This is a genomic window from Brevibacterium sp. SMBL_HHYL_HB1 (genome assembly GCF_018208375.1).
Lineage (GTDB): Bacteria > Actinomycetota > Actinomycetes > Actinomycetales > Brevibacteriaceae > Brevibacterium > Brevibacterium intestinavium.
On record NZ_CP062936.1, the window covers coordinates 3,598,721 to 3,624,498 of the forward strand.

General features: G+C 62.6%; 20 protein-coding genes, 2 tRNA genes and 1 pseudogene. 9 read left to right on the forward strand and 14 right to left on the reverse strand.

All coding sequences use genetic code 11. From position 1 onward, the window contains the following. Positions 1-162 precede the first annotated feature (162 nt). Positions 163-1,602, reverse strand: coding sequence for a DHA2 family efflux MFS transporter permease subunit (locus IG171_RS16495; protein WP_212131744.1), 1,440 nt, complete (start codon positions 1,600-1,602; stop codon positions 163-165). A gap of 964 nt (positions 1,603-2,566) precedes the next feature. Between IG171_RS16495 and IG171_RS16500 the strand changes: the two genes are divergently transcribed. Next, on the forward strand, positions 2,567-3,421 hold the full coding sequence (locus IG171_RS16500) for an alpha/beta hydrolase (protein ID WP_349252158.1): 855 nt from the start codon (positions 2,567-2,569) through the stop codon (positions 3,419-3,421). 73 nt (positions 3,422-3,494) lie between these two features. On the opposite strand, the gene IG171_RS16505 is transcribed toward IG171_RS16500, so the two are convergent. The 9 genes from IG171_RS16505 to dnaA all read right to left on the reverse strand — a co-directional run bounded on the left by IG171_RS16505 (position 3,495) and on the right by dnaA (position 14,623). Further along, a tRNA-Ala gene (locus tag IG171_RS16505) sits at positions 3,495-3,567 on the reverse strand. A 152-nt stretch (positions 3,568-3,719) separates the two neighbouring features. Beyond that, positions 3,720-3,793 (reverse strand) — tRNA-Ile (locus tag IG171_RS16510). Between the two features lie 95 nt (positions 3,794-3,888). Further along, entirely contained in the window at positions 3,889-4,689 is an 801-nt protein-coding gene (locus tag IG171_RS19180) for a DUF3566 domain-containing protein (RefSeq protein WP_249203761.1), read from the reverse strand. Next, positions 4,686-7,241, reverse strand: coding sequence for a DNA gyrase subunit A (gene gyrA, locus IG171_RS16520; protein ID WP_212128433.1), 2,556 nt, complete (start codon positions 7,239-7,241; stop codon positions 4,686-4,688). Before gyrA ends, IG171_RS19180 begins: the two co-directional genes overlap by 4 nt. Positions 7,242-7,373: 132 nt before the next feature. Continuing rightward, positions 7,374-9,371 (reverse strand): DNA topoisomerase (ATP-hydrolyzing) subunit B, encoded by a 1,998-nt coding sequence (gene gyrB / locus IG171_RS16525; protein WP_212128434.1) that lies wholly within the window; start codon positions 9,369-9,371, stop codon positions 7,374-7,376. A 235-nt stretch (positions 9,372-9,606) separates the two neighbouring features. Next, entirely contained in the window at positions 9,607-10,119 is a 513-nt protein-coding gene (locus tag IG171_RS16530) for a DciA family protein (protein ID WP_212128435.1), read from the reverse strand. Beyond that, a complete protein-coding gene (gene recF, locus IG171_RS16535) occupies positions 10,116-11,252 on the reverse strand; it encodes a DNA replication/repair protein RecF (protein ID WP_212128436.1) in 1,137 nt (378 codons plus the stop codon). The genes IG171_RS16530 and recF overlap by 4 nt, the downstream gene beginning before the upstream one ends. Further along, positions 11,253-12,398 carry a DNA polymerase III subunit beta gene (gene dnaN / locus IG171_RS16540; RefSeq protein WP_212128437.1) on the reverse strand — a complete coding sequence of 382 codons (1,146 nt, stop codon included), beginning with the start codon at positions 12,396-12,398 and terminating at the stop codon, positions 11,253-11,255. A gap of 548 nt (positions 12,399-12,946) precedes the next feature. After that, a complete protein-coding gene (gene dnaA, locus IG171_RS16545) occupies positions 12,947-14,623 on the reverse strand; it encodes a chromosomal replication initiator protein DnaA (RefSeq protein ID WP_212128438.1) in 1,677 nt (558 codons plus the stop codon). A 416-nt stretch (positions 14,624-15,039) separates the two neighbouring features. Here dnaA and rpmH point away from each other — a divergent pair, with 416 nt between their 5' ends. From rpmH to IG171_RS16580, 7 genes are all read left to right on the forward strand, one after another. Further along, positions 15,040-15,177, forward strand: coding sequence for a 50S ribosomal protein L34 (gene rpmH, locus IG171_RS16550; protein ID WP_212128439.1), 138 nt, complete (start codon positions 15,040-15,042; stop codon positions 15,175-15,177). A 2-nt stretch (positions 15,178-15,179) separates the two neighbouring features. Further along, positions 15,180-15,545: a ribonuclease P protein component gene (gene rnpA / locus IG171_RS16555; protein ID WP_212128440.1), complete on the forward strand. Its 366-nt coding sequence runs from the start codon at positions 15,180-15,182 to the stop codon at positions 15,543-15,545. Beyond that, the gene (gene yidD, locus IG171_RS16560; protein WP_212128441.1) at positions 15,529-15,885 is read left to right on the forward strand and encodes a membrane protein insertion efficiency factor YidD; all 357 of its coding nucleotides are present in this window, start codon (positions 15,529-15,531) and stop codon (positions 15,883-15,885) included. The genes rnpA and yidD overlap by 17 nt, the downstream gene beginning before the upstream one ends. A gap of 135 nt (positions 15,886-16,020) precedes the next feature. Next, on the forward strand, positions 16,021-16,974 hold the full coding sequence (yidC, locus tag IG171_RS16565) for a membrane protein insertase YidC (RefSeq protein WP_212128442.1): 954 nt from the start codon (positions 16,021-16,023) through the stop codon (positions 16,972-16,974). An 8-nt stretch (positions 16,975-16,982) separates the two neighbouring features. Continuing rightward, the gene (locus IG171_RS16570) at positions 16,983-17,525 is read left to right on the forward strand and encodes a R3H domain-containing nucleic acid-binding protein (protein ID WP_212128443.1); all 543 of its coding nucleotides are present in this window, start codon (positions 16,983-16,985) and stop codon (positions 17,523-17,525) included. After that, a complete protein-coding gene (rsmG, locus tag IG171_RS16575; RefSeq protein ID WP_212128444.1) occupies positions 17,518-18,180 on the forward strand; it encodes a 16S rRNA (guanine(527)-N(7))-methyltransferase RsmG in 663 nt (220 codons plus the stop codon). The genes IG171_RS16570 and rsmG overlap by 8 nt, the downstream gene beginning before the upstream one ends. Before the next feature lie 66 nt (positions 18,181-18,246). Further along, complete coding sequence (locus IG171_RS16580) at positions 18,247-19,143, forward strand: AAA family ATPase (RefSeq protein ID WP_249203762.1); 897 nt, start codon at positions 18,247-18,249, stop codon at positions 19,141-19,143. Here IG171_RS16580 and IG171_RS19185 read toward each other — a convergent pair. Next, a complete protein-coding gene (locus tag IG171_RS19185; RefSeq protein WP_249203763.1) occupies positions 19,060-19,644 on the reverse strand; it encodes a hypothetical protein in 585 nt (194 codons plus the stop codon). The genes IG171_RS16580 and IG171_RS19185 overlap by 84 nt on opposite strands. A gap of 187 nt (positions 19,645-19,831) precedes the next feature. On the opposite strand from IG171_RS19185, the gene IG171_RS16585 reads away from it, so the two are divergent. Beyond that, positions 19,832-21,211 (forward strand): ParB/RepB/Spo0J family partition protein, encoded by a 1,380-nt coding sequence (locus IG171_RS16585; protein WP_249203764.1) that lies wholly within the window; start codon positions 19,832-19,834, stop codon positions 21,209-21,211. A gap of 2,967 nt (positions 21,212-24,178) precedes the next feature. Here IG171_RS16585 and IG171_RS16590 read toward each other — a convergent pair. From IG171_RS16590 to trxA, 3 genes and pseudogenes are all read right to left on the reverse strand, one after another. After that, complete coding sequence (locus tag IG171_RS16590) at positions 24,179-24,928, reverse strand: N-acetylmuramoyl-L-alanine amidase (RefSeq protein ID WP_249204362.1); 750 nt, start codon at positions 24,926-24,928, stop codon at positions 24,179-24,181. Positions 24,929-24,937: 9 nt separating this feature from the next. Then, positions 24,938-25,267, reverse strand: a pseudogene (locus IG171_RS19190) (peptidoglycan-binding protein); the annotation flags it as partial. 149 nt (positions 25,268-25,416) lie between these two features. Then, a complete protein-coding gene (gene trxA, locus IG171_RS16595; protein WP_212128445.1) occupies positions 25,417-25,734 on the reverse strand; it encodes a thioredoxin in 318 nt (105 codons plus the stop codon). Positions 25,735-25,778 lie beyond the last annotated feature (44 nt).

Below are 25,778 nucleotides of genomic sequence, written 5' to 3' on the forward strand. Positions count from 1 at the left end.
CCAACCAGGCTTTCGGACACCCATCCGGTGTGTCTACGCACAACTGAGACTTGGACGTGCCCAACAATCGATCGAGCCCCGCCCAACCGCGTGATCATGCGGATGGACGGGGCTCGGATGGGCTGGACCGTGTCTCGGATCACCCGCGCAGAAGAGGCGGCTTCAGTCCCTCGGTGCCGTCTCGACCGGGTTGACCTCCTCGGCGGGGTGGTCCTCCTGATCCTCGGGCTTCTTGATGAGGAACGCGAGGACGACAGCGACCAAGGCGATGATCGCGGCCAGCAGGAAGGCGGACTGCGCTCCCGGCGCACCCGCCTCGACGACCGTCCGGCCGGCGGCCTGCCCGGAGTGCAGGGCTGCGGAGTAGATCGAGATGAGCAGGGCCGTCCCAGCCGCCCCGGCGACCTGCTGCAGAGTGTTCAGCGCCGCCGAACCGTGCGAGTACAGGTGTCGATCGAGCGAACCGAGCGAGGCCGAGAACAGCGGGGTGAACGAGGCGGCGAGACCGACGGACATCCCTGTCTGCACGACCACGAGCACCCAGGTGGGCGTGCTCGGCGAGACGATCGAATACGAGAACATCGCCGCAGCGATGAGGATCGTGCCCGGCACCAGCAGGGTCTTCGGGCCCTTCGCATCGTAGATGCGGCCCATCACCGGTCCGAGCAGACCCATGAGGACCGATCCCGGCAGGAGCACGAGACCGGATTGGGTCGCGTTGAGGCCGGCGACGTTCTGCAGGTACAGCGGCAGCAGCGAGAAGGTCCCGAACATCGCCAGCGCGACCACGGCCATGATGACGACGGCGATGACATAGTTTCGCGAGCTGAATATGCGCAGGTCGAGCAGGGCCCCGTCCCGGCGCTGCAGGATCAGCTGCCGCCAGACGAAGAGTCCGAGGACGACCACTCCGCCGGCGATCGCGGACCAGGCCAGTCCGGTCGCCGTGGAACCGGTCTCACCTCCGCTGCCGAACTGGCTGAGGCCGAAGACGATGCCGCCGAAGGCGAACGCCGAGAGGACGATCGAGAGGACGTCGATCGGAGAATGGGTCGACTCGCCGAGGTTGGTCATCCACTTCGCGCCGAGAGCGAGGGCGATGAGCCCGATCGGCAGGACGATGCCGAAGAGCCAGCGCCAGCCGAGGCTGTCGAGCACGATGCCCGACATCGTCGGCCCGATCGCCGGGGCCAGCGAGATGACGAGACCGACGCGGCCCATCATCCGTCCGCGCGAGTGCGGGGGCACGACGTTCATCATCGTCGTCATCAGCAGCGGCATCATGATGCCCGTGCCGCCGGCCTGCACGACGCGTCCGATGAGCAGCACGGTGAACCCGGGCGCGACCAGGCAGATGAGGGTGCCGGAGGTGAACAGGATCATCGCGGCCAGGAAGATCTGGCGCGTGGTGAAGCGCTGCAGGAGGAAGCCGGTGGTCGGGATCACCACCGCCATGGTGAGCATGAACGCACTCGTCATCCACTGACCGAGCTCCGGCGGGATGCCGAGTGAGGCGTTGAGTTCGGGGATGGCGATGGCCATCGTCGTCTCATTGAGGATCGCGACGAAGGCCGCCACCAGCAGCAGCCAGATGACCCGCATGCCGGCAGGGTCGATGGTCTCGGGCTGGCTGGGCTGTGCGCGTGAGTGTGAGCTGTCGCTGGACAAAGAGGAACTCCGATCGAAGAAGGTCTGCCATCGCCCCGGCGCGGGCGGAACTCCGTGCGCAGCAGCCGACGCTGCGCACGGACAGAGGGAACAACGAAGAACTACGCTAGCCTATTCCGCACTCGTGGGAACAGGGGGAGATCCCCACCATCCGACGTGCGCGATCTCAGCGCGGAAGTGCCGCCGAATGCGGCTGTCGCGATCGCTGATGTGTCGGGTCGGGCTGATCGTCCTGGTCCTGATCCGCCGATCAGCCCGAAGAGTACCAGCTGCTTCAAGACCACCGCGGCTGCCCATAGCGCGAACAGGCGCAATGCGTTCACGATGCTGCCCAGACGTCGATGATGACCAACGTCGTCATCGACAGCACCGCGACAGTGATCAGGACTCTCAGTCTGCTCCCTGTGGTCATGGGCTCGTATCTCCTCGGGGTTGTCGGTGTTCGGCAGCCCCTCGAGGGGACGAACTGCGGCCATTCCCAGCTGCCTCGCCGACTCCCGTGCTCTGCTGAAACAGCGGCGGCAGGCATCCTGCCCATGACGCTATCGCCCACTTGCGAGCCGAAGAAGGAACTGCTGGTTCACCCATCAGCAATACATTCCGAACGGTTCTTCGGCGCGGTTCAATGGAGAGGCTCCCGGACAGGATCGGCAGACCTCGCTGACCGACTGTCGCTGGAGTGACGACCGAAGAAGACGATCTGAGGAATCGGAATGACATCACGTTTGGGGCCGGCTCGGCCGTGGACGATCTGAGCGGCGCGGAGCTGACAGGCACGCCAGCGGATCGGGAGATCTCACCGGCAGCATCGGCTGCGGCAGACGGCACCGAAGATCCGCAGGCACCACGGCCGAACGACGGTTCGCTGCGAGTCGATGAGGATACTCCGTTGACCGCAGTGATGAGGGCAGACGAGTTCGAGGGCTTCGGGAATCTGATCTTTCCCGCGTCGGACCGCATCACCGAAGGCATGACGGTCTCGGACACCGCGAGATTGCTGCCCTTCCACAGCAACGTCAACCCGGCAGATGTCGCCAGGACCGTCGATCGCATGCTCATCGCGGTCCGATCAGGCCAGCTGACATTCCACCCCCTCTATTCAGAGGATCAGATCGCTGACGATCCTGACAAAGCCGTTGTCGGCCTCTTCTTCCGAGGAGGTACGAACGCACCGTTGTCGATCATCTCCGCTGGCGGCGGGTTCTCCTATGTCGGTTCGTTTCACGAGGGCTTCCCCCACGCCCAGACGATTGCCGACCACGGAGAGAATGCGTTCGTACTCAACTACCGGACCGGTTCGGGAGGCCGCCTCGCCGCCGAGGATCTCGCCGTCGCAATCGACTTCGCATTCGCAAACGCCCACGAGCTCGACGTGGATCCCACCGGGTATGCGCTGTGGGGAAGCAGCGCCGGAGCTCGGATGGCCGCCGTCCTGGGCAGTCACGGGACGATCGCCTTCGGTCAGGGCCACAGGCCACGACCAAGCGCTGTCATCATGGCCTACACCGGCCACTCCGATATTTCGGGCACAGTCCCGCCGACATTCGCCGTCGTCGGCAGCGATGACGTCATCGCTCCGTCATGGTTGGTGCGGCAGCACATCGATCGCCTGCGGCTGGCCGGAGTCAGGACTGAGTTCCACGCATTTCCGAATATCGGGCACGGCTTCGGCCTGGGCACAGGCACAGCCGCCGAAGGGTGGATCGATGATGCACTGGCCTTCTGGCGGACGAACCGGATTCAGCGGGGGTAGGAAACGACGCAGGCTCCGGACCGATCACGGTCCGGAGCCTGCGTGCACGAGTGCTGTCTCAGAGCTGCTCGAGTGGAGGTAAGGGGACTCGAACCCCTAACCCTCTGCTTGCAAAGCAGATGCGCTACCAATTGCGCCATACCCCCGTGCGGGTTCTCACCCTCACACCGAATCGGTGTGCTCGGACCATTCGGCCTGGGCGGCTTGGTTCCCATGCCGCCACCGGAAGAAGATTCCGAGTCCCACGAGCGTGAGGCCGCCCAGAATCCATCTCTTCATGATCCTCCTCGAAAGGAAGTGGGCCTACCTGGACTTGAACCAGGGACCTCTTCGTTATCAGCGAAGCGCTCTAACCGCCTGAGCTATAGGCCCTTATCAGGGTGAACCCGAAGTAAAACAATACCCAACCGTGCCAGCCGAAGACAAATCCGGCAGCTGTGACGCCCCTCACAGCCGCCGGATCGATATCAGTCGTCGGTCAGCGTGAGGCTGAAGCCGCCGGCGATGAGCGAGCCGATGTTGTATATGAACGCGGCCAGGGTCGACAGCGCCGTCATCAGCACGATGTTGATCACGGCGATGATGAAGCCGGCCGCCACGACCCGGCCGAAGCCGAAGATGCCGACGATCCGCTTGGCCGACTCGGCGCCGGCGAGTTCGCTCATGGTCGATTCGAGTCCGCTCATCACACCGGTCGCCTGCAGCACGATCCACAGCACGATGAAGGCGACGATGGTGGCGATGCCGATGGCCACGGACATGAGGAACGACATCTTCATCACCGACCACGGATCGACCGCGGAGACGGTGAGTCGGACGGTGCGGGGGCCCTTCTTCTTCTTGCCCTGACCGTTGTCGACCATGTTCTTCACGCCCATCTTCACGCCGCCGGAGCTGGCGCGGACGGTGTTCGCGGCATTGCCCATCACCGAGGTGGCCGTGCGATCACCGCCGGAGGACCGGCCGCCTCCCGATCCCTGGGAACCCGTGCCCTGGGAGCCGGCACCCGATCCCTGGGAACCCGTGCCCGATCCCTGGGAACCGGCGGAAGGTGCGCGGCTGGGCTTCGGCGAGGCCTTCGGGGCGGGAGGAGCGACGACGGTGGCCTTCTGCTCGGCCTGGCCGGATCCCTGGGAACCCGACTTCTGGCCCTGGCCGGTCGACTCCGCGGGCTTCGATTCGTTCTTCGACGATCCCGCCGTCAGACGGGTCGAGCCGCTCGACGTGCGTATGATCTTCCCTGAGCCTGGCTTCTTGCTATCGCTCACTCTTCCACATCCTCGCTGCCGGTCTGAGGCGCTTCGACCTCACCTTCCGGGACTTCGGCATCGTCTTCGTCTTCGACCTCCGCCTCGGGCCCACGGGTCACTGCGATAATACGGTCTTTCTTGTCCGGTTTCGCGAACACCACACCCATGGTGTTGCGTCCCTTCGCCGGAACCTCGTCGATACTCGACCGAACGATCTTACCCTTCTCCATGACGACGAGGACCTCTTCGCCGTCCTCGACGATGAGTCCTCCCACCAAGTCTCCGCGCTGCTCGGTGATCTTGGCAACCCGGATTCCCAGACCGCCGCGGCCCTGCAGACGGTATTCGTCGACGGGAGTGCGCTTGGCGTAGCCGGCCTCGGTGACGACGAAGACATAGGTATCGGGCTGGACGACGTCCATCGTCAGCAGCTCGTCGTCACCCTTGAACTTCATGCCGGTGACGCCTCCGGTGACCCGGCCCAGCGGTCGGATCGACTCGTCATCGGCGGCGAAGCGGATCGACATGCCCTTGCGCGAGATCATCAGCAGGTGATCATCGGATCCGACGATCCGGGCCGAGACGAGCTCATCGGGCTGTCCCTTGTACTCACGCAGGTTGATGGCGATGACGCCGCCGGTGCGATTCGAGTCGTATTCGCTCAGGCGCGTCTTCTTCACCACACCGGAGCGGGTGGCGAGGATGAGGAACTCCGCTTCCTCGTAGTCCCGGATGGACAGCACCTTCGCGATCGACTCACCGGGCTGGAGTGCGAGCAGATTCGCCACGTGCTGGCCCTTCGCGTCCCGCGTTCCCTCGGGCAGCTCATAGGCCTTGGCCCGGTAGACTCGACCGGTGTTCGTGAAGAACAGCAGCCAATTGTGGGTGGAGGTGACGAAGAACTGCTCGACGACGTCGTCGCCGCGAAGCGCGGCTCCCTTGATGCCCTTGCCGCCGCGGTGCTGGGCGCGGTAGAGGTTCGTCTGCGTCCGCTTCGCATAGCCTCCGCGGGTGATCGTGACGACGACCTCCTCTTCGGGGATGAGGTCCTCCATCGACACGTCCCCGTCGAAACCGGCGAGGATCTTCGTCCGACGCTCGTCCCCGTAGCGGTCGACGATCTCGTCGAGCTCCTCGGACACGATCTCGCGCTGCCGGGAGGGCGTGGCGAGGATGTGGTTGTATTCGGCGATGAGGGCCTCGATCTTCTCGGCCTCCTCCTGGATCTTCAGGCGCTCCAGGGCCGCGAGCCGGCGCAGCTGGAGATCGAGGATCGCATTCGCCTGGATCTCGTCGACTTCGAGCAGCTCCATCAGACCGGTCCGGGCCTCGTCCGACGACGGTGACCGGCGGATCAGGGCGATGACCTCGTCGAGGGCGTCGAGGGCCTTGAGGTAGCCGCGCAGGATGTGGGCGCGCTCCTCGGCCTTGCGCAGTCGGTACTGGGTGCGCCTGACGATGACCTCGATCTGGTGCTTGACCCACAGGCGCAGGAAGGAGTCGATGCTCAGCGTGCGCGGGACGCTGTCGACGAGCGCGAGCATGTTCGCGGAGAAGTTCTCCTGCAGCGAGGTGTGCTTGTAGAGGTTGTTGAGCACGACCTTGGCCACCGCATCGCGTTTGAGCACGATGACCAGACGCTGACCGGTCCGGCCCGAGGACTCATCGCGCAGATCCGCGATGCCCGCGACCTTGCCGTCCTTGACATAGGAGGCGATCTTCGCGGCCAGGGTGTCGGGGTTGACGAGGTAGGGCAGCTGGGTCACGACCAGGCAGGTCCGGCCCTGGATCTCCTCGACCTCGACGACGGCGCGCTGAGTGATCGAACCGCGCCCGGTGCGGTAGGCGTCCTCGATGCCCTTGCGGCCGAGGATCGTCGCACCCATCGGGAAGTCCGGTCCCTTGATGATGCCCAGCAGCGCCTCGAGGGCCTCCTCCTTGCTCGCATCGGGGTGGGCCAGCAGCCACTGCGCACCGGCGGCGATCTCACGCAGGTTGTGCGGGGGGATGTTCGTGGCCATGCCCACGGCGATGCCCGCGGAGCCGTTGACCAGCAGGTTCGGGAACCGCGAGGGCAGGACCATGGGCTCCTGGTTGCGCCCGTCGTAGTTGTCCTGGAAATCGACGGTGCCCTCTTCGATGTCCCGGACCATCTCCATGGCCAGGGGCGCCATCTTGCACTCGGTGTAACGGGGCGCGGCCGCACCGTCGTCACCGGGGGAACCGAAGTTGCCCTGGCCGGACACCAGCGGATAGCGCATCGTCCACGACTGCACGAGGCGGACCATCGCATCGTAGATCGCCGTATCGCCGTGCGGGTGGTACTGGCCCATGACGTCGCCGACGACGCGCGAGCACTTCGAGAAGTTGCGGTCGGGGCGGTAGCCGCCGTCGAACATCGCGTAGAGGACGCGGCGGTGAACGGGCTTGAGTCCGTCGCGGATGTCCGGCAGGGCGCGACCGACGATGACGCTCATCGCGTAATCGAGGTAGGACCGCTGCATCTCGAGGTTGAGATCAACCTGTTCGATCCGGCTGATTTCTGTTCCGATATCGTTCTCGTCGGCCAATGTGGGCTCTTCCCTTATGTCTTAACCGCGGCCGGCTGGGTCTCAGCCGGGTGCGGAGATTGGTCAGTTCAAAGAGTGCGGGTTCGTTCGATCCCGATCCACCGCCGAGGCGGGGCCTGGGTGCGGGTGGGATCAGATGTCGAGGAAGCGGACGTCCTTCGCGTTCTCCTGGATGAAGCGACGGCGCGAGTCCACGTCATCGCCCATGAGGACGGTGAAGATCTCGTCGGCGACGATCGCATCGTCGAGGGAGACCTGCTTGAGCAGACGATGGTCGGGATCCATCGTCGTCTCCCACAGCTCCTCGTAGTTCATCTCGCCCAGGCCCTTGTAGCGCTGGATCGCGAGGTCCTTGGGCAGGCGCTTGCCCTCTGCCCGTCCGGTCTCGAGCAGTCCGTCGCGCTCCTTGTCCGTATAGGCGAACTGGTGCGCGGCGTTCGACCACTTGATGCGGTAGAGCGGTGGGGTCGCCAGGTAGACGTAGCCGTGTTCGATCAGCGGTTTCATGTACCTGAAGATCAGGGTCAGCAGCAGGGTGGTGATGTGCTGACCGTCGACATCGGCGTCGGCCATGAGGACGATCTTGTGATAGCGCAGCTTGTCGAGGTCGAACTCCTCACCGATGCCGGTGCCGAACGCGGTGATCATGGCCTGGACCTCGTTGTTGCCCAGCGCCCGGTCGAGGCGGGCCTTCTCGACATTGAGGATCTTGCCGCGCAGCGGCAGGATCGCCTGGGTGTTCGGGTTGCGGCCCTGGGTCGCCGAACCGCCGGCCGAGTCGCCCTCGACGACGAACACCTCGGATATATAGGGGTCCTTCGACTGGCAGTCCTTGAGCTTGCCCGGCATGCCCGAGGACTCGAGCAGGCCCTTGCGGCGGGTCGCCTCACGGGCCTTGCGGGCGGCCATCCTCGCTTGTGAGGCCTGCAGGGCCTTGCGCACGACGTCCTTGGCCTGAGCCGGATTCGACTCGAACCAGTGTCCGAGTTCGTCGCGGACCACGCGCTGGACGAAGCCCTTGACCTCGGAGTTGCCGAGCTTCGTCTTCGTCTGGCCCTCGAACTGGGGATCGCCGAGCTTGACGGAGATCACCGCGGTCAGTCCCTCGCGGATGTCGTCGCCGGTGAGGTTCGGATCCTTGTCCCGCAACAGCTTCTGCTCTTTGGCGTAGTTGTTGACCAGGGAGGTCAGCGCGGTGCGGAAGCCCTCCTCGTGCGTGCCGCCCTCATGGGTGTTGATGACATTCGCGTAGGTGTGCACGGCTTCGCTGTAGGACGTCGTCCACTGCATCGCGATCTCCAGCGACAGCGTCTGCTCGCCCTCCTCGGCTTCGAACACGATGACCTCGGGATGGACGAGCTCGGCCTTCTTCGCCGAGTTGAGGTACTGGACGTAGTCGAGCAGACCGTGCTCGTACTCGTAGGTGACCGAGCGCGGCTTCCATTCCTGGTCCTCGTTCTCGTCGATCTGGACCTCATCGTCGTCGACTTCGTTGTGCCGCTCGTCGGTGAGGCTGATCTTCAGACCCTTGTTGAGGAAGGCCATCTGCTGGAACCGGGCCCGCAGGTACTCATAGGAGAAATCCGTAGTCTCGAAGATCGTCGAGTCCGGCCAGAACTTCACCGTCGTGCCGGTCTCCTCCGTCTGCTCACCGCGCTGGAGTTCACCGGTGGGCACACCGCGGAAGAAGTCCATCGTCCAGATGTAGCCGTCGCGCTTGACCTCGACCTCGAGGCGTTCGGACAGGGCATTGACGACGGTCGAACCCACACCGTGCAGGCCGCCGGCCACGGCGTATCCGCCGCCGCCGAACTTGCCGCCGGCGTGGAGGATGGTCAGGATCACCTCGACGGTCGGCTTGTTCTCCGTCGGGTGCATGGCCACGGGCATCCCGCGCCCGTCGTCGGAGACTTGGACGCCCCCGTCGGCCAGCAGCGTGACCTGGATGTGGTCGCAGTACCCGGCCATCGCCTCATCGACGGAGTTGTCGACGATCTCCTGCACGAGGTGGTGGAGACCGCGTTCCGAGGTCGAACCGATGTACATGCCGGGTCGTTTCCGGACTGCCTCGAGACCCTCGAGTACCGTGATGTCGCCGGCATCATAATGAGGCTGATCCTCGGTCGTCATGTGACTCCTTGTTCGGATGGTCGCTATCAGCTCCCCATTCTACCGCGCCGGAGCGTGAAATGCCCGTAAGCGGCCTGTGAAGGCGGATTTCCCGAATTTTCGAGCCGCAGATGTACCCCCGGGCACGAACGACAGCGGCTGTGGCCGTTTAAGGCCCTCTGTGTTCTTCCTGAAGATCCGCGTTCGTCTCGGAGATTCGCCGAGGCGGTCGGACCCGAGCTGAGGTCGTCCCTGCTCAGCCGAAGGTGTCCCTGGGCCCGCGGCCGGGCACCGAGCGCCGACCCCGCTTGAAGCTGCGTCCCTGCGGACCCCTGATCTCGATCTCCGTGATCGTGCGCGAGCCCAGACCTTCTTCGAGTCTGCGCAGGATCGTCGGTTTGAGCACCCGCAGTTGGGTCGCCCAGGTCGTCGAGTCCGCGGCGATGACCAGCAGCGGAGGTGAGAAATCGACCGGAGTGGCGTGCTGGGCGACCTGGTCTCCGACGAGTTCGGGCCACCGTCCGAGCACCTTGCCGATGTCGAGGGAGGAGGACCAGCCGCGATCGGAGATGAGCGAACCGAGCACCGTCGACACCGATTTCGGATCCCGGCTGTCACGGCCCGATCCCGAGTAGACGACCTCGCCGCGCAGGCGTGAGCGTCGTCGGCTGCGGACGAACTTCGCCTCGCTGGCCTCCATGCGGCGCACGCGGTCGAGGGCTTCGAGTGCGGCGACGGGAGTGGAGAAGTCCCGGATGATGCCGCTCATGATCCGGCCCCGGTCAGCAGCGTGGACTCGTCGATCCGGGTGCCCTCGAGTCCTTCGGGCAGGTCCGAGTCGACGGCGGCGGTGATGAAGACCTGTTCTGCGGCCGTGATCCGCGACGCCAGGCGGCTGCGCCTGCCGGTGTCGAGTTCGGCGAAGACGTCGTCGAGGACGAGCACCGGCTGTTCGGCTGCCGAGTCCGCATCGGCCGAGAGCAGATCCCAGCCGGCCAGCTGCATCGCCAGGGCCAGCGACCAGGTCTCCCCGTGGGAGGCATAGCCCTTGGCCGGGTGGGTGCCGATCATCAGCGACAGATCGTCCCGGCCCGGTCCGTGCAGGGTCAGTCCCCGTTCGATCTCCGTGGTCCGACGCCGGTCGAGGGCGGAAAGCAGCAGCTCCCGGCATTCGGCGGCGGATTCGGCCCCTTGGTAGTCGACGCGGGAATCGTAGGCGATGTTCGCCCCCTGCCGCTCGAGGCGGGCATCGGCGGCGATATAGGCGAAGTTCTCCTGCAGGGGACCGGCGATATCGGAAAGGATCCGCTGCCGGGCGAAGACGATCTCGGCCGCGGCATCGGCATAGGCCATGTTCCAGATGTCGAGGGTGGCCTCGAGGCCGGGATCGCGGTCCTCGCGCAGCCGTTTGAGCAGGGCGTTGCGCTGTTTCAGTGCCCGTTCGAAGTCGGTGATGACCGAGGAGTAGCGAGGATTGCGAGCCACGACGAGGGTGTCGATCCACGACCGCCGTTCGGCCGGTTCACCGCGGACGAGGCTGAGGTCCTCGGGGGCGAAGACGACGCAGGAGACGAGCCCGAGGATGTCCTTGAGCTTGACCGCATTGCGGTTGACGCGGGCCCGATTGGCGCCCTTGGCCTGGATGGTGACTTCGACCGTCGCATGCCGTTGGTCCCGGTTGACCAGGGCCGATACGGTCGCTGCCGGTCTGCCCTCGTGCACGAGCGGGGCGTCGAAGGCCACCCGGTGGGAACGCTGATGAGCGAGATATCCGATCGCCTCGACGATATTGGTCTTGCCGGTCCCGTTGTCGGCCACGAATGTGGTGATCCCGGGAGTGAACTCGAGGTCGAGCTCCGGATAGGACCGAAAGTCACGCAGGGAGAGTCGGGATATCCACATTCAGATGCGGGTGGGCATGAGCAGGTAGCGATACGACTCGTCGGCGGGAGCGTCGAGTTCCTTCTGCCCGGCGATGATGACCGGCTTCATCGGCTGGGTGAATGAGAAGTTGACATACGGGCTCTCGACCGCGGCGAGTCCCTCGGCGATGTAGTGCGGATTGAATCCGACGGTGATCTCCTCGCCCTGAAGGGTTGCCTCGACGGCCTCGGAGGCCTGTGCATCATCACCGGTTCCGGCGTGGAGGGTGAGCATGCCGTCGGTGACCTCGAACCGCAGCGGGGTGTTCCGCTCGGCCACGAGCGAGACTCGGCGCACGGCCTCGCGCAGCACCGCGGTCTCGACGATCGCATGGATCGGCACGGATTCGGGGAACAGCGAGCGGACCTTCGGGTATTCGCCCTCGACGAGCAGGGAGGTCGTCACCCGTCCGGCCGAAGTGAACGAGATGAGGTCCTTGCCGGCATCCGTGCTCAGGCCGATGGTCACGTCTCCGCCGAGCGACTTCGAGACATCGGACAGGGTGCGTCCACGCAGCAGGGCCACGGCCGAGACGTCCGGGCGTCCCGGGTTCCAGGTGAATTCGCGAACGGCCAGACGGTAGCGGTCGGTGGCCAGCAGTGTGACCTTCTCGCCCTCGATCTCGACGCGGACGCTGGTCAGGATCGGCAGCGTGTCGTCCTTCGAGGTCGCGATCGTGACCTGGGAGACGGCATTCTGGAACTCACCGGCGGACACCGTGCCGGAGTCCTCGGGCACCTGCGGCAGAGCCGGGTACTCGGCCACCGGCATGGTCATCAGCGAGAACCGGGAGGATCCGCAGGTGACGTCGACCTTCGCATCGATCTGCTCGAGGGTGACCTCTTGGTTCGGCAGGGCCTTGGAGATGTCGGCCAGCAGTCGTCCGGAGACGAGGACGGTCCCGGCGGAGACGACATCGGCGGCGATCTCCACGCGTGAGGAGACCTCGTAGTCGAAGACGGCCAAGCGCACGGTGCCGCCGGCCTCGGCGGTGATGAGGATTCCGGTGAGGACCGGAGCGGAAGGGCGGTTGGGCAGAGTCTTGGTTGCCCAGGTGACCGCGTCGGCGAGAACGTCGCGATTGACTTTGAACTTCAAGGGGGATGCTGATGCTTCCGCGTTCACTTTACTCCTTCGGGGTGGCCACCCGAACTGCTCAGGGCATCTGGCACAAGACTCCGGGTTTGGAAGGCACTGGCTCGATACTGCTCGGAAAACTTTACACAGCCTATCCGATTTCTGCCTAGCTCAGCAGGCCCGGGCGAAAAGGACGCGATGGACAGCGGATCTCGGATCCGAGAATCGTCCGAGATCCTGTGTTCGAATATCAGCAGGCTCGTCCGTCTGTGCTCGCTCCGAACTCAGTGCCTCCTCCACATCGAGCGAAGCAGTCGATGGCGGTCGCCCTCTTGAGAGTTGAATTCACTTGGCAGAAGTATCAGCACCTGTGGATATTGTGGACAAGTGCTGTCTACCTCTGAGTAATCAGGGGTTGCGGCCATCTGTGAGCATGTGGATGCCCTGTGCACCACGACGGGGGCGTCGGTGGGCGCTTGGGTAAGCACAAGCGTGTAGTTCACATTTTTCCACTCGCGCAGCCGCTCTGTCCACTGTTTCGTCCCCAGCTGTGGGCGATTGTCCCCAGGGTTATCCACAGATGTGCATGACGCGTTCTATAGGCGGTGCTGTTGTTTAATGCGGTTTGTGAGTTCGGTGACCTGGGTGTAGACGGCCCGTCGTTCGGCCATCTGAGTTCGAATCTTCTTGTTCGCATGCATCACGGTCGTGTGGTCGCGTCCGCCGAAGGCCTGGCCGATCTTCGGCAGGGACAGATCGGTGAGCTCACGGCACAGATACATCGCGATCTGCCGAGCCGTGGTCAGTGTCCGTGAGCGGGAGGTCCCGCACAGGTCGTCGAGGGTGAGGCTGAAGTAGGCAGCGGTCTGGCCCATGATGTCAGCGGCCGTCACAGCAGGAGTGTCGTCCTGGGTGATGAAGTCCTTGAGGACGGTCTCGGCCAGGGACGCGTCGATCTGCTGATCGTTGAGGTTCGCGAACGCGGTCACGCGGATCAGGGCGCCTTCGAGCTCCCGGATGTTCGACGACACCCGGGAGGCGATGTACTCGAGCACGTCGTCGGGGACGTCGAGGTGCTCGGCAGCGGCCTTGCGACGCAGAATCGCGAACCGCGTCTCCATGTCCGGCGGCTGCACGTCGGTGAGCAGACCCCATTCGAAGCGGGAGCGCAGCCTCTCCTCGAATCCCTTGAGCATCTTCGGCGGCTGGTCGGAGGTGATGACGACCTGCTTGGCCTCGTTGTGCAGGGCATTGAAGGTGTGGAAGAACTCCTCGACCGTGGCGTCCTTGCCCTGGAGGAACTGGATGTCGTCGATCATCAGGATGTCGACTTCACGGTAGCGGCGCTGGAACGCCGGGCGCAGCGCATTCGAGGTCTTCGAAGAGCCGATCGTGTTGATGAAGTCGTTGACGAACTCCTCGCTCGAGACGTACTTGACGCGGATCTCGGGGAACAGCTGTGTGGCGTAGTAGCCGATCGCGTGCAGCAGGTGGGTCTTGCCCAGTCCCGAATCGCCGTAGATGAACAGAGGGTTGTAGGCCTTGGCCGGAGCCTCGGCGACGGCGAAGGCCGCGGCATGGGCGAACCGGTTCGACGCACCGATGACGAAGGTGTCGAAGGTGTACTTCGGATTGAGCTGAGCCACGCCCGGGGCATCGACGGGCGGACCCATGGGGGCGGCGGTCGCCTCGGCGATCTTGAGCTCGCGCTCTGTCATCCGTGAGGTGGCCGGGGCGCTCGGTGCCTGGGCGGGGCTCTGCGACTGCGTCGGTGTCTCAGCGGCGGGGGCCGACGTGGGGCCGGGGTGGGCGGCCGGCGCCGGATCTCTCATCGGACCCGCCTCGGTGGGGGTGACCTGGCCCGTGCTCGCGGGATCGGCCGTGGGCTGCGGATTCGAATCGTGTCGCGGCGCCGTCGTCGAGGTGGAGGTGACCGGATCGATGGGCACCTGCGGTCCCGGGGTCGATTCCCCGATGAGGTCCTCGAAGCGGATGGGGACGTCGAGCTCGGGGTCGACGACGAACCCGAAGGTCACATCGAAACCGAGGACCTTCGAGAACTCCCTGGTCAGCGGCCCGAGTAGCCGGGTCTCGATGGTGCGGCGCGTGTGTTCGTCGCGCACGGCCAGCAGGACCAGGGCGTTGTCCACGAGCGCCTTGGGCACGGCGAGGGAGAGGAATCCCTTCTGATGGGCCGTGAGTTCCGGGTCCTGATCCAGGGTTGAGACCACCGTGCGCCAGCGGCTGATGAGCTCATTCTTGGAGTTCGACACCGTCACTTCTCCTCAACTTCCTTCGAAAACATTCTCGGCGTGATCCACACCTGTGCATGACTTCCACACAGTTTTCCACAGTTTGTGGACTCATGCCGACTCGGTCCAGCAATTCTCCACACTCGTGGATAAGCTTGTGGAAAACTACATGGGTGTGACTTGTGGATGAGGCTGTGTGGCGAGGATGTGGACAGCGGGCGATCTGCGGCCGGAGTGACGGGGGCCATGCCGACCGCGTTTGACCGGCGGGAACGGGCCTCGCTAAGATAGAGTGTCCTGTGTACCGGGCTTCATCCGATTATCCTGATCATCTTTAGGCTCTTATGCACAGGAGTGCTCGGCGGTCGAGACTCTCACCGCCGTTTTTTGTGAGAACGCACCGGCGTTCACCCGCAACCTAGAAATCGGAGACTGAAGTGAGCAAGCGTACATTCCAGCCCAGCAACCGCAAGCGCGCCAAGAAGCACGGCTTCCGTCTGCGTATGCGCACGCGTGCGGGCCGTTCGATCCTGGCCGCACGTCGTCGCAAGGGACGTTCCGAAGTTTCGGCCTGAGTGTGCTCACCGCAGCACACCGGATCCGCAGCGGCGAAGACTTCAGACGAGTCTTCCGCGCCGGCGTCCGGGTGCGCTCCGAGCATCTCATGGCCCACAGCCTGAGAGATCACGATGATGCCCACGCCACTCGCGTGGGTTTCATCGTATCCAAGGCCGTCGGCAATGCCGTGGTGCGCAACCGCACGAAGCGGCGCCTGCGCGAGATCATGAGAGTGCGACTGGATGAGCTGAGTGCGGGTGAGCTCTTCGTCCTCCGGGCGCTGCCGCAAGCGGCCGAAGCCGACTTCTCGACCCTCGAATCCGAAGTCGACGAGCTGATCGTCAAGGCACGGAAGAAGCTGGACCGCCGTGGACGCCGAGCATGATCTCAAGCACGTCTCCGAGGTGCCCCGGCGGCCGTCCGGATTCTGGCCGAGCCTCGGATGGATCCTGCGGATCGGGCCGAGGATGCCGTTCGTCTGGTTCATCCGGGCCTGGCGCATCGTTGTCTCACCGCTCTACGGCCAGGTCTGCCGCTACTATCCCAGCTGCTCCATGTACGGCCTCGAGGCCTTCGAGATTCACGGAGTTCTCAAGGGAATGGTGTTAACTGGATGGCGCATACTGCGATGCAACCCGCTCACGCACGGCGGGGTCGACCATGTGCCGGGTTCGGCGCGGGAAGCCAGATCGAAATCCATCCACCGCGGCGACGGCCGCAACTGAAGAACGTCAAGTGCACAGTCCCCGTCCGAGAGCGGATCGGCGGGCTGCCTCGGGGCACAGATGTCGTGTCGCGAAGACCTGTGAACAATGGCAAAATGAACGATCGTGAAAGATCGTTGTAACGAGGAGAACTGAATGGAATGGATCGACAACCTGCTCTACCCACTGCAGTGGGTAGTTGCTTGGATCCTCGCGATCTTCCACGAGATCTTTACCGCCGTCGGCCTGCCCGCGGCCAGCGGTTGGACCTGGGTGCTGTCGATCGCCGGACTGACCGTGGTCATCCGTGCTCTGCTGATCCCTCTCTTCGTCTACCAGATCAAGTCGCAGCGCAAGATGCAGCTGCTGCAGCCGGAGATCCAGCGCCTCCAGGCGAAGTACAAGGGTAAGAAGGACCAGTACTCGCGCCAGGCGATGGCCGAGGAGCAGATGGCGCTGTTCCGCGACAACAAGACGAGCCCATGGGCGTCCTGCCTGCCGCTGCTCGTGCAGATGCCGATCTTCTTTTCCCTCTTCCGCGTCATCCGCAATATGCCGCAGGTCGCCGATGGGTCGATGGACGCCATCGGCGGTTTCACGAGGGACCTCGCTGTCCAGGCCGAGCAGTCCTCGGTCTTCGGCATCCACCTGTCCGCGGTCTTCACCGACCCGGGGATCGGAGTCAAGCTCCTCACCGGTGTCCTCATCGTCATCATGGCCGGCACCATGTTCATCACGCAGAAGCAGATGATGGCGAAGAACATGTCGGAATCGGCCATGGCCAATCCGATGATGCAGTCGCAGAAGATGCTGCTCTACGTCATGCCGCTGATCTTCGGCTTCGGCGGCATCTACTTCCCGCTCGGTGTCCTCATCTACTGGCTGGTCTCGAACACCTGGACCATGGCCCAGCAGCACATGGTCATCCGGAACATGCCCGCTCCCGGTTCGAAGGCCGAGAAGGAGATGCTTGAGCGCAAGGCTCGCAAGGGCAAGCCCGTGAAGCAGGAGGAGATCAAGGGACAGACCGTCGCCGAGGAGGCCCCGAAGAAGAGCGGCCAACGGCAGCAGCCCGTGAGCAAGAACCGCAAGAAGAACAAGAAGCGCTGAGGACGATCATGACCGAAGAGAGAATCGAAGACACCGCCGAGCAGGCTCCGGAGGAGACCTCGACGAAGCCCAGCCGTGCCGAGATCCTCGAGGAAGAGGGTGAGATCGCCGCGGACTACCTCGAAGAGCTGTTGGATCTGGCCGATATCGACGGCGATATCGACATCGACGTCGCCGACGGTCGGGCACAGCTGTCCATCGTGTGTGAGGACGAGGACTCGAACCTGGGCACGCTGGTCGGCAAGGAGGGACGCACTCTCGGAGCCCTGCAGGAGCTCAGCCGCCTGGCCGTGCAGACCCAAACCGGGCAGCGGTCCTGGCTGATGCTCGACATCGACGGTTTCCGCGACAACCGCCGCGAAGAGCTGATCAAGAAGGCGAAGCGGGCGATCGAGCAGGTCAAGGTCGGAGGCGAGGAATTCGCCTTCAAGCCGATGAACAGCTTCGAACGCAAGATCATCCATGATCAGGCCGCCCGTGCCGGTCTGGTCTCGGAGTCCGAGGGTGAGGGCGACGGCCGTCATGTCGTCATCCGGCTCGCCGATGACTGATCTTCCAACAGGTCGTTCCGATCTGCCCGAGATCGAAACTCCCCCTGCCGGCACCGAGGCGTACTTCGGTGCCGCATTCCCCGTGGCTCAGCGCTACGCCGAGCACTTGGCCACCACCGGCATCGAGTGGGGACTGATCGGTCCGCGTGAGGTCGATCGTCTGTGGACCAGACACATCCTCAACTGTGCCGTGGTCGCCGAGTTCATCGGCGATGACGATGTCATCGGCGACGTCGGCAGCGGTGCCGGTCTGCCGGGCATTCCCATCGCGCTGCTGCGGCCGGAGGCGAAGATCGTGCTCATCGAACCGATGGAACGCCGCGTGGAGTGGCTGACCATGGTCGTCGAGGACCTCGGTCTGAAGAACGTGCGGATCGTGCGGGCTCGGGTCGAGGAACTCGTCGACGAGGAGATGTTCACCGTCATCACCGCACGGGCGGTCAAGGCGATGACGACGCTGATCGAATGGACACGCGACGTCATCAGCCCCGGCGGTCGGATCCTCGCGCTCAAGGGCGCCTCGGTCGAAGGCGAACTGGTCAAAGCGAAGAAGCTGCTCAAACGGTATCGCCTGTCTGCTCCGAAGATCTACGTCGTCGACGCGGGCGGCATCCTCGAAGTCCCGAGTCGTGTCGTCGAGATCGTGAAGAAATAGTACGAAGTAGAGTTGGTCTAGGCTGAATAGAGCTTTGTGAAACCGATGGAAGATGGAGTGCGCCCTATGCCGATCATGGATGAGTCGTCTCCCATTGGTGCCGCGATCGCACGGGACAACCGGCGTGCGGATCGACTGTCTCAGACGACGTTTCCTCGGCCGGACTCGACCCGCATCTTCACGATCGCGAACCAGAAGGGTGGTGTCGGAAAGACCACGACGGCGGTGAACATCGCAGCGGCGCTGGCCAATCAGGGCCTCAACGTTCTGCTCGTCGACATCGATCCACAGGGAAATGCGAGCACAGCCCTGGGCATCGACCACTATTCCGAAGTGACGAGCATCTACGACGTCCTCATCGATGATGTGCCGATGCGTGAGGCTGTGGCGCAGTGCCCGGACTTCGACACTCTCAGGTGCGTGCCCGCCACGATCGATCTGGCCGGTGCGGAGATCGAACTGGTCTCCCTGGTCGCACGCGAACAGCGTCTGCAGCGGGCACTGGGCATCTACCTCAGGGAAGAGGAGGAGGCCGGAGATCGAGTCGACTACGTCATCATCGACTGCCCGCCGAGTCTCGGCCTGCTCACCGTCAACGCCTTCGTCGCCGCACGCGAGGTCCTCATCCCCATCCAGTGCGAATACTATGCGCTCGAGGGTCTGAGTCAGCTGCTGAAGAACATCCAACTCATCCAGAAGCACCTCAATCCCGAACTGGCGATCACGACCATTCTGCTGACGATGTACGATGCGCGCACCAATCTCAGCGCTCAAGTGGCCGAGGACGTCCGTACGCATTTCCCGGGGCAGGCCCTCGGCACAGCGATCCCGCGCTCGGTGCGGATCTCCGAGGCCCCGAGCTACGGGCAGACCGTGATCTCATATGACCCACATTCCAGCGGCGCGCTGTCCTACCGCGAAGCCGCCGAGGAAATAGCGAATCGAGGAGTAAGTGGTGGCTGAACGCAAGAAACGGGGCCTGGGTCGAGGGCTCGGGGCATTGATCCCCGACGCGAACTCCACTGATCGTCCGGTCGATGTCTTCTTCTCCGGCAGCAACGCGGAAGAGGGCAAGGGTGAGGCCGAGAAGGAGAAGACCTCACGGGCGGCCCGCAATGATCCGGCCGCATCCATGCAGTCGTCCCGGCGACGCAAGACGAAGGCCGCGGCCTCGAACACGACGGCGGATGCACCAGAGGACAAGAACGCGACGGGCAAGGCGAGCGGATCGGCGTCGACGACGAAGAAGTCGACGACGCGGTCGACTGCGAACGGGACGAAGACTGGGAAGACCACCGGCTCCCGTGGGACGGCTGCGACGTCAGGTGCGCGGAAGAGCTCGGCTGCAACGGCTTCGACGAAGAAGTCCTCTCCCGCGAAATCGTCGGCCAGCAGGACGACAGTCGATGCGAAGAGCAAGGATACGAAGACTGCGGGCAGCAAGACCACAGCCGCCCGGGCCACCGAAACGACGCCTGCCGCGTCGCAGAGTTCGGGAACGAAGTCTGCGAAGAGCGGTCGATCGACGACCACTGCGGCTCAGTCCGGTGCTGGCGCCGAGTCGACGCCTGCGAGGAAGTCTCCTTCGTCGGCGAGTACGACAGATTCGTCGACCGGCCCGGCAACAGCTGCTGAGACCGAAACGTCGAGTGTGAAGACCTCCGCACCTGCAGAGGAGGCGACGTCCTCGGCGACGAATGTCAGTGAGTCGAAGCTGGAGACCGCTTCCGTCGCCGATGCGGCAGCGGCATCGTCTGAGGCTGGCAGCGCGGAAGTCAACGCCGAACGCGGGGTTGTCGAGGATCAGGCGGTGGGCGGCTCAGCGGCGTCCACGGTCACCGATGGTGGGAACCGGACTGAGAAGACTGATTCGTCACCGAGTGATGCTCGTGATCAGAGCGAAGACGTGCGTGAGACACACCCGGGGGTTTACACCTCCTCCGCATATGGGGATCAGGCTGAGACCGAAGTTCCGGGGAAAGCAGCGCAAGCAGATGACACTACCGATGTAGTTTCACCGTCACCGGAAGCCTCAAGCCGTGGTGATCACGACCATCAGACATCCGGACTGAGTGACAAGGCGTCGGCGACTGATGAAGAGACTGGCCAGGCGCAGGCATCTGCGACATCGTCTGAGGACACTGGCGACGAAGGCTCGGCTGCTTCGACGGCCGAGAAGGAATCGGACGAGGAATCCATTGACGAAGTCGAGTCGATTCCCGACACAGAGTTCGGCGAGATCCCTGTCGACCTCATCGATACCAATCCCCGTCAGCCCCGAACGGTCTTTGACGAGGATCTGCTCGCCGAACTCGTGCACAGCATTCGCGAGATCGGCGTACTTCAGCCGGTCGTCGTTCGGAAGAAGCCGAGTGATCGTTCTCGCTTCGAACTCATTATGGGTGAGCGTCGTCTGCGCGCCGCAAAAGACGCGGGATTGTCGACGATTCCTGCGATCATCCGTTATGTCGATGACACAGATCTTCTTCGCGACGCCCTACTTGAGAATCTCCATCGTGCAGAGCTCAACCCCTTGGAAGAGGCTGCGGCTTATGGGCAGCTGCTGGAGGACTTCGGCTGCACCCAGGAGGAGCTGTCGGAACGAATCGGTCGATCTCGTCCGCAGATTTCAAATACACTTCGACTGCTGCGTCTGCCTCCCTTGGTGCAGCGCCGTGTCGCAGCCGGAGTCATCTCAGCGGGACACGCCAGGGCGATCTTGGGTCTGCGCGATCCTGAGCAGATGGAAGTCCTGGCACAGAGGATCGTGGCCGAGGGTCTGTCGGTGCGCGCTTCCGAGGAAGCAGTTGTCCTCCTCAATCGCGGCGACTCGGTCAATGTTTCACGTGCAACGACGAAGGTTTCACCCAAGTTCCTCGCTGTTGCCGAGAGACTGGGCGATCGACTCGATACGAAGGTCAACATCTCCGTCGGAAAGCGAAAAGGCAAACTGAGCGTCGAGTTCGCTAACCAGGAAGATCTCGATCGCATTCTCGGTCTTCTCGGTATCGATGATCAGGACGGAATTTAGGATCGGGTTTCGATCTTCCGTACGTGACCGACAAAGGGGCCAGCGACAGCAGTCGTTGGCCTCGTCTTCTTAGCGGTGGAATTGATCCGCCACTGCTTATTGTCTGCGGCGCCAAAGGTCGGATTTGAGGCGGATTCCGGTCCATTTCCTACTCTCGAGTGCTCCGGAATTCACGTGGTGTGTGGGGATGATGTTCCGCGTGAAACGCTGTCATGTTCACCGATATTCAAATTTAGCCTGGCAACGCCACATCGAATCGCTGGGTACTAGGGGTCCAAAGATTGCTTGGGCTGGCTGAGTTGGCATATGACCGCTGGCCTGCGTTGGCTGATTCTGAAACCGAAACACGACTGCAGCGCGCTTCCGTGATTGTCCGGGTCTCGTCAGGGTCGAGTGAATTCCGGAGCCGAATCGGAGCACCGGACCATACCTTCGTTTGAAGGGGATCAGAGGAGAGTTGAGACACGTTGTCCAAACTGGCGCACTTTGAACTCCTATTTTGAGGCTAACCGGACTACATCATCATTCGGGGCTTACAGAGGACTACGCTGCGGGAGGTACCGTCACTCCGTGTGGATATGCAGACAGTCCGTTCCCGTCGTGGCCGGCGGCGTTGAAGGGTGCCGATATTTTGTTTCATGTGAAACATGTCGTGTGCACCTCTCCCAAACCGTAACATCATGCTTCAGCTCGAGGCATGTATGTTTCCATAAGCGGTCACGGGGCTCCACTGTTCGTTGTTCCACGTGAAACTGTTAACGGTCGGTCTGCATTGTGTCTCATGTGCTCCTCCTCGCTGCTGATCCGAGACCTTTGAACTTTGTGTTTCAGCCGGACACAGAGCTCGTCCCGTTTCATGTGAAACGCCCGGATAGAGGATAGGTGAACGAAACACGAATTGATCCCAAATTGGTATGTCGTTTGGGGCGTATTCGTCGCAGGGGTCATTGGTTTAGTCGTTCACGAAGATTTCTATTTCGCGCCGTTTGAGTTTGGTTCCAAATAGGCCGTTATTCTTGCCGCTATCTGTTCCAGTTGGGCCGGACGAGACCACTGGAGTGGATAGCAGTCGTCTTTGGAGATTCAAACAGGTGTTTCACGTGGTACGCAGAAGTTGGACCGCATCTAATTCGTGTTGGTCTGCTCAAGGGTTTCACATGGAACAATTTGCCGTTTGACCAACACGGCCTCGGCAGAAACGGCTAGATCACTCGTGAACAGCTCTGTAAAGGTTTTCGACCGAAGGGAGTCGAGGTACAGCCAATGATCGAGCGGAATAGGAGGAAGCGTGAATGGCACATGACAGCGCCCGGTGACGGAACGCAAGGGTTGCCCGACAGAGCGGCAGACACATCTTCCGATCGGTGGAATGAACTGTGGACGACTGTTTCACGTGAAACAGTTGACCCATCTTGGTTGCAACGATCGGTTGCACGATTGTCGTGCTCTGTCCGCTGCGCGTAGGAGACATATCCGGTCTTGAGCCCTGCGCCGATTTCAGCAGGCTTGATCGATGTCGTGTATCTATTCGTCCACACAGGGGTTTGTCATTGCCTCAACGATACTTCAAATCAGGTCGGCCCCGATAGTTCGATAGTGGGCTCACCACGAGGGATCGTCAAGAATGGGAGCCTGCGGGGCTTCCCTCTGATTGGGACCGGTGGCGCGGTCATCGCCTGTTCGGAGCATGAGTCAAAGCATTGTTGGTTGAAGAGGCCGGTCCGGGCCAACGGCCAGTGGCCAGATTGCGAAGTTTAGATACATGATTTGTGGCCCACAATATGTCGCGTTCCACGTGAAAGGCTTTCAATTCCACGTGGAGCAGCCGGGCTGTCACACGGCTGCACACGTGTCAGTGGTGGATAAATGTCTGGTGGGGCGTGGGCACGTCAATTCATTCGGACGGACGGATTTCGCCGGAATGGATTTCTGCAGATGCTTGAGGGAGACTCCCACTGGGCTGGGACTGCCGCAAATCCAACTCGTCAACCTGGTACCGGTTCCGTGGTGTCCGGGTGTGCGCGTCAATATGCTTCGTATAGCGGATGAATGATTCTTAGACCGTTTCATGTGAAACGCATTGCCTGAGGCCGTGAGAGTTCTTGGGCTGTACCTGACTTTAGGGCCGCAGGCCTTTCCGCAATGACGGAGCGCTGCCAACCCTCCACCATAGGAGACCAACCCTCCACCAGGGGACGAAGCCTTCATCGGAGGACGCGGATGAGGATCCGCCGCCTGTGTTGTTGGTAGATGCGTTCGGACTGTCTGTCCGGCCTACTAGGCGTTTCACATGAAACGGGGGAAGAGAAGCCCGAGATTGCCCGTAATACCCTGCCGGAGTGTGCTTCCTAAGGCTCACTGATTCCGAGTGTGTTCTTACTGTTGGTCCCCTTTTGTGGCGTTATGCGCCATGCGTTCACGATCATCGCCGTTCGATGTTGAGACTCGGTAAACCGTTACGTTGCTGACATTGGCTGGGAACTGAGTCATCACTTTGTCAGCACCCGTACCGATAGAAGTAAACGGCCTGTCGGAGACCGAGGCCGTGATGTAGGCAGGGTTGCCAACTGTCGACGTGCTGAAATGTGGGGGCCGTTCAGCTTCGTTTGCAGCTTGCCCGCGAGTGACGATCAAGGAGCGGTCCACTGTCACGCCTGAGCTTTGTCACGGCCGATTCGTTTCTCGTGGAACGGCGGCACGGAGGTGAAGTGAATATCGGCGGCTTCAGTGATCGTCGATAAGCGAGAAATCCCGGTACGATCCCAAAGTCACTCACTGAGCCATGCATCCGGACTCCATTTCGTCATCAGGTAGGCCCCTACTTTCGGATCGTGGTTCTGCCCGCTAACGTCGCTGAGGTCGGTGCGATATTCCTGTCGTGACGGTCAGAACCGGTCAGCATACCAACCTGGGCAATACACGGTCCCCGAGGGAGTTCGGATCTTGTTGATGGAGGCTCGTGAGCCCTCATCCGAGAGCTTTGATGGCCTCCAGGCTGAGTGTGCCGGTCTGCGGGTCCTTGTCTTCTCGGATGTAGAGGCGCTGCAAGCCCGCCGCGATTCCATCCGCGATAGCATTGCGAACGTAGGGATCCTGAAGGCTCTCTAGATCACTGGGATTCGTCAGGTATCCGGTCACGACGTGGACCTTCGGGGTCTTCAGCCGCTTCAACGACGACCAAGTACGAGCATGCGACCGGCAGTCGAGCATACCGGTGCGCGCAACCACCTCGCCCTGAATGAGTTCGGCGAGCTTCTGACCGGTCGGCGAGTTCATATCGGCGTTGTTCTCATGTCCGAAATAGAACGTCGCGACTCCATTGGCGTCTTTCGACTTGCTGACGTCCGCAGTCACAGTGATCACAGCGGAGGCACCGAGAGAGTCGGCACGATTGACCTCCACCGCGTCGCCTTCGAGCATGACGGCACCGGCGCCGATCGCTTCCAGGCGACCGACAAGGCGGCTTGCTATATCGAGTGTGAGCTGGCGTTCGAGAGCCGCCTGCTGCTCAGTCATCGGCAACGTCTCGAAATCTACAACTGTAGTGGCTGCTTCGATGATGAACGTCCGGCCGACGAGTGACGTCCCTGAGGCCGCGACTCGAGCGCGCTCCTGGAGCGCGAACAGGTTTCCGGTGTCCTGGTTGCGGTCGATGGCCTTGAGCCCACGCAATGTCTGCGGGCCAGTGATCCCGTCCACCTTGGTTCCCAGGCTCATCTGGAGCTCCTTGACGGCCGCCTCGGTGCGTGATGCGTATTCGGAGTCGATTCGGCCGGGATAGAACCCGAGGCCGGCGAGTTTGGTCTGCAGACGCATGACATCGTCGCCCGTGAGTACTCGGACGGGATCGAACCGGAGCACACGGTCGCCCAGCTGGTACCGCGCCTGCTCGAGTTCTGAAAGCGTCTCAGCGCCGAGGACACCGTCACAGAGAATGCCACGGTCCTGCTGGAACTGACGGACTCCGAGTTCGAACGGGCGGTCGAAGTCCGCTGATTCGGTGTCTCCGACTGCGAGCCCCAGTCGTGCCATCTGCGATTTGATGTTGGGCAGCATCTCAGAAATGTCGCCACGCGTGTAGCGCGGTTGGGTGGTGTTCGTCAATGCGGTGCCAATCTTCGGTGAAGCGAGTCGAGGGTCGGGTACATAGGTTCAGATACGTCTAAAGCGCCTGTTGATCCTACAACAGGCGCCTTAGAACTTGATCAGATGAACTCTGAGAGCTCTTCCTCGAGGGCAGGCTTCGGACGGGCACCGATGATGGTCTTGGCCACCTCGCCGTCCTTGAAGACGTACAGAGCCGGGATCGACGTGATGCCGTAGGTGCTCGCGGTCTCGAGATTCTCGTCAGTGTTGACCTTGACGACATTCAGCTTCTCCGCGTGCTCCTCCCCGATCTGGTCGACGATCGGGCTGACCATGCGGCAGGGTCCGCACCAGGGCGCCCAGAAGTCGACGAGCACCGGCTTGTCGGACTTCAACACGGTCTCTTCGAATGTGGCATCGGTGACTTCGGTCGACATGGGTAACCTTCTTTCGGAGCGGATTTCTCTGGCAGGAACAGTGG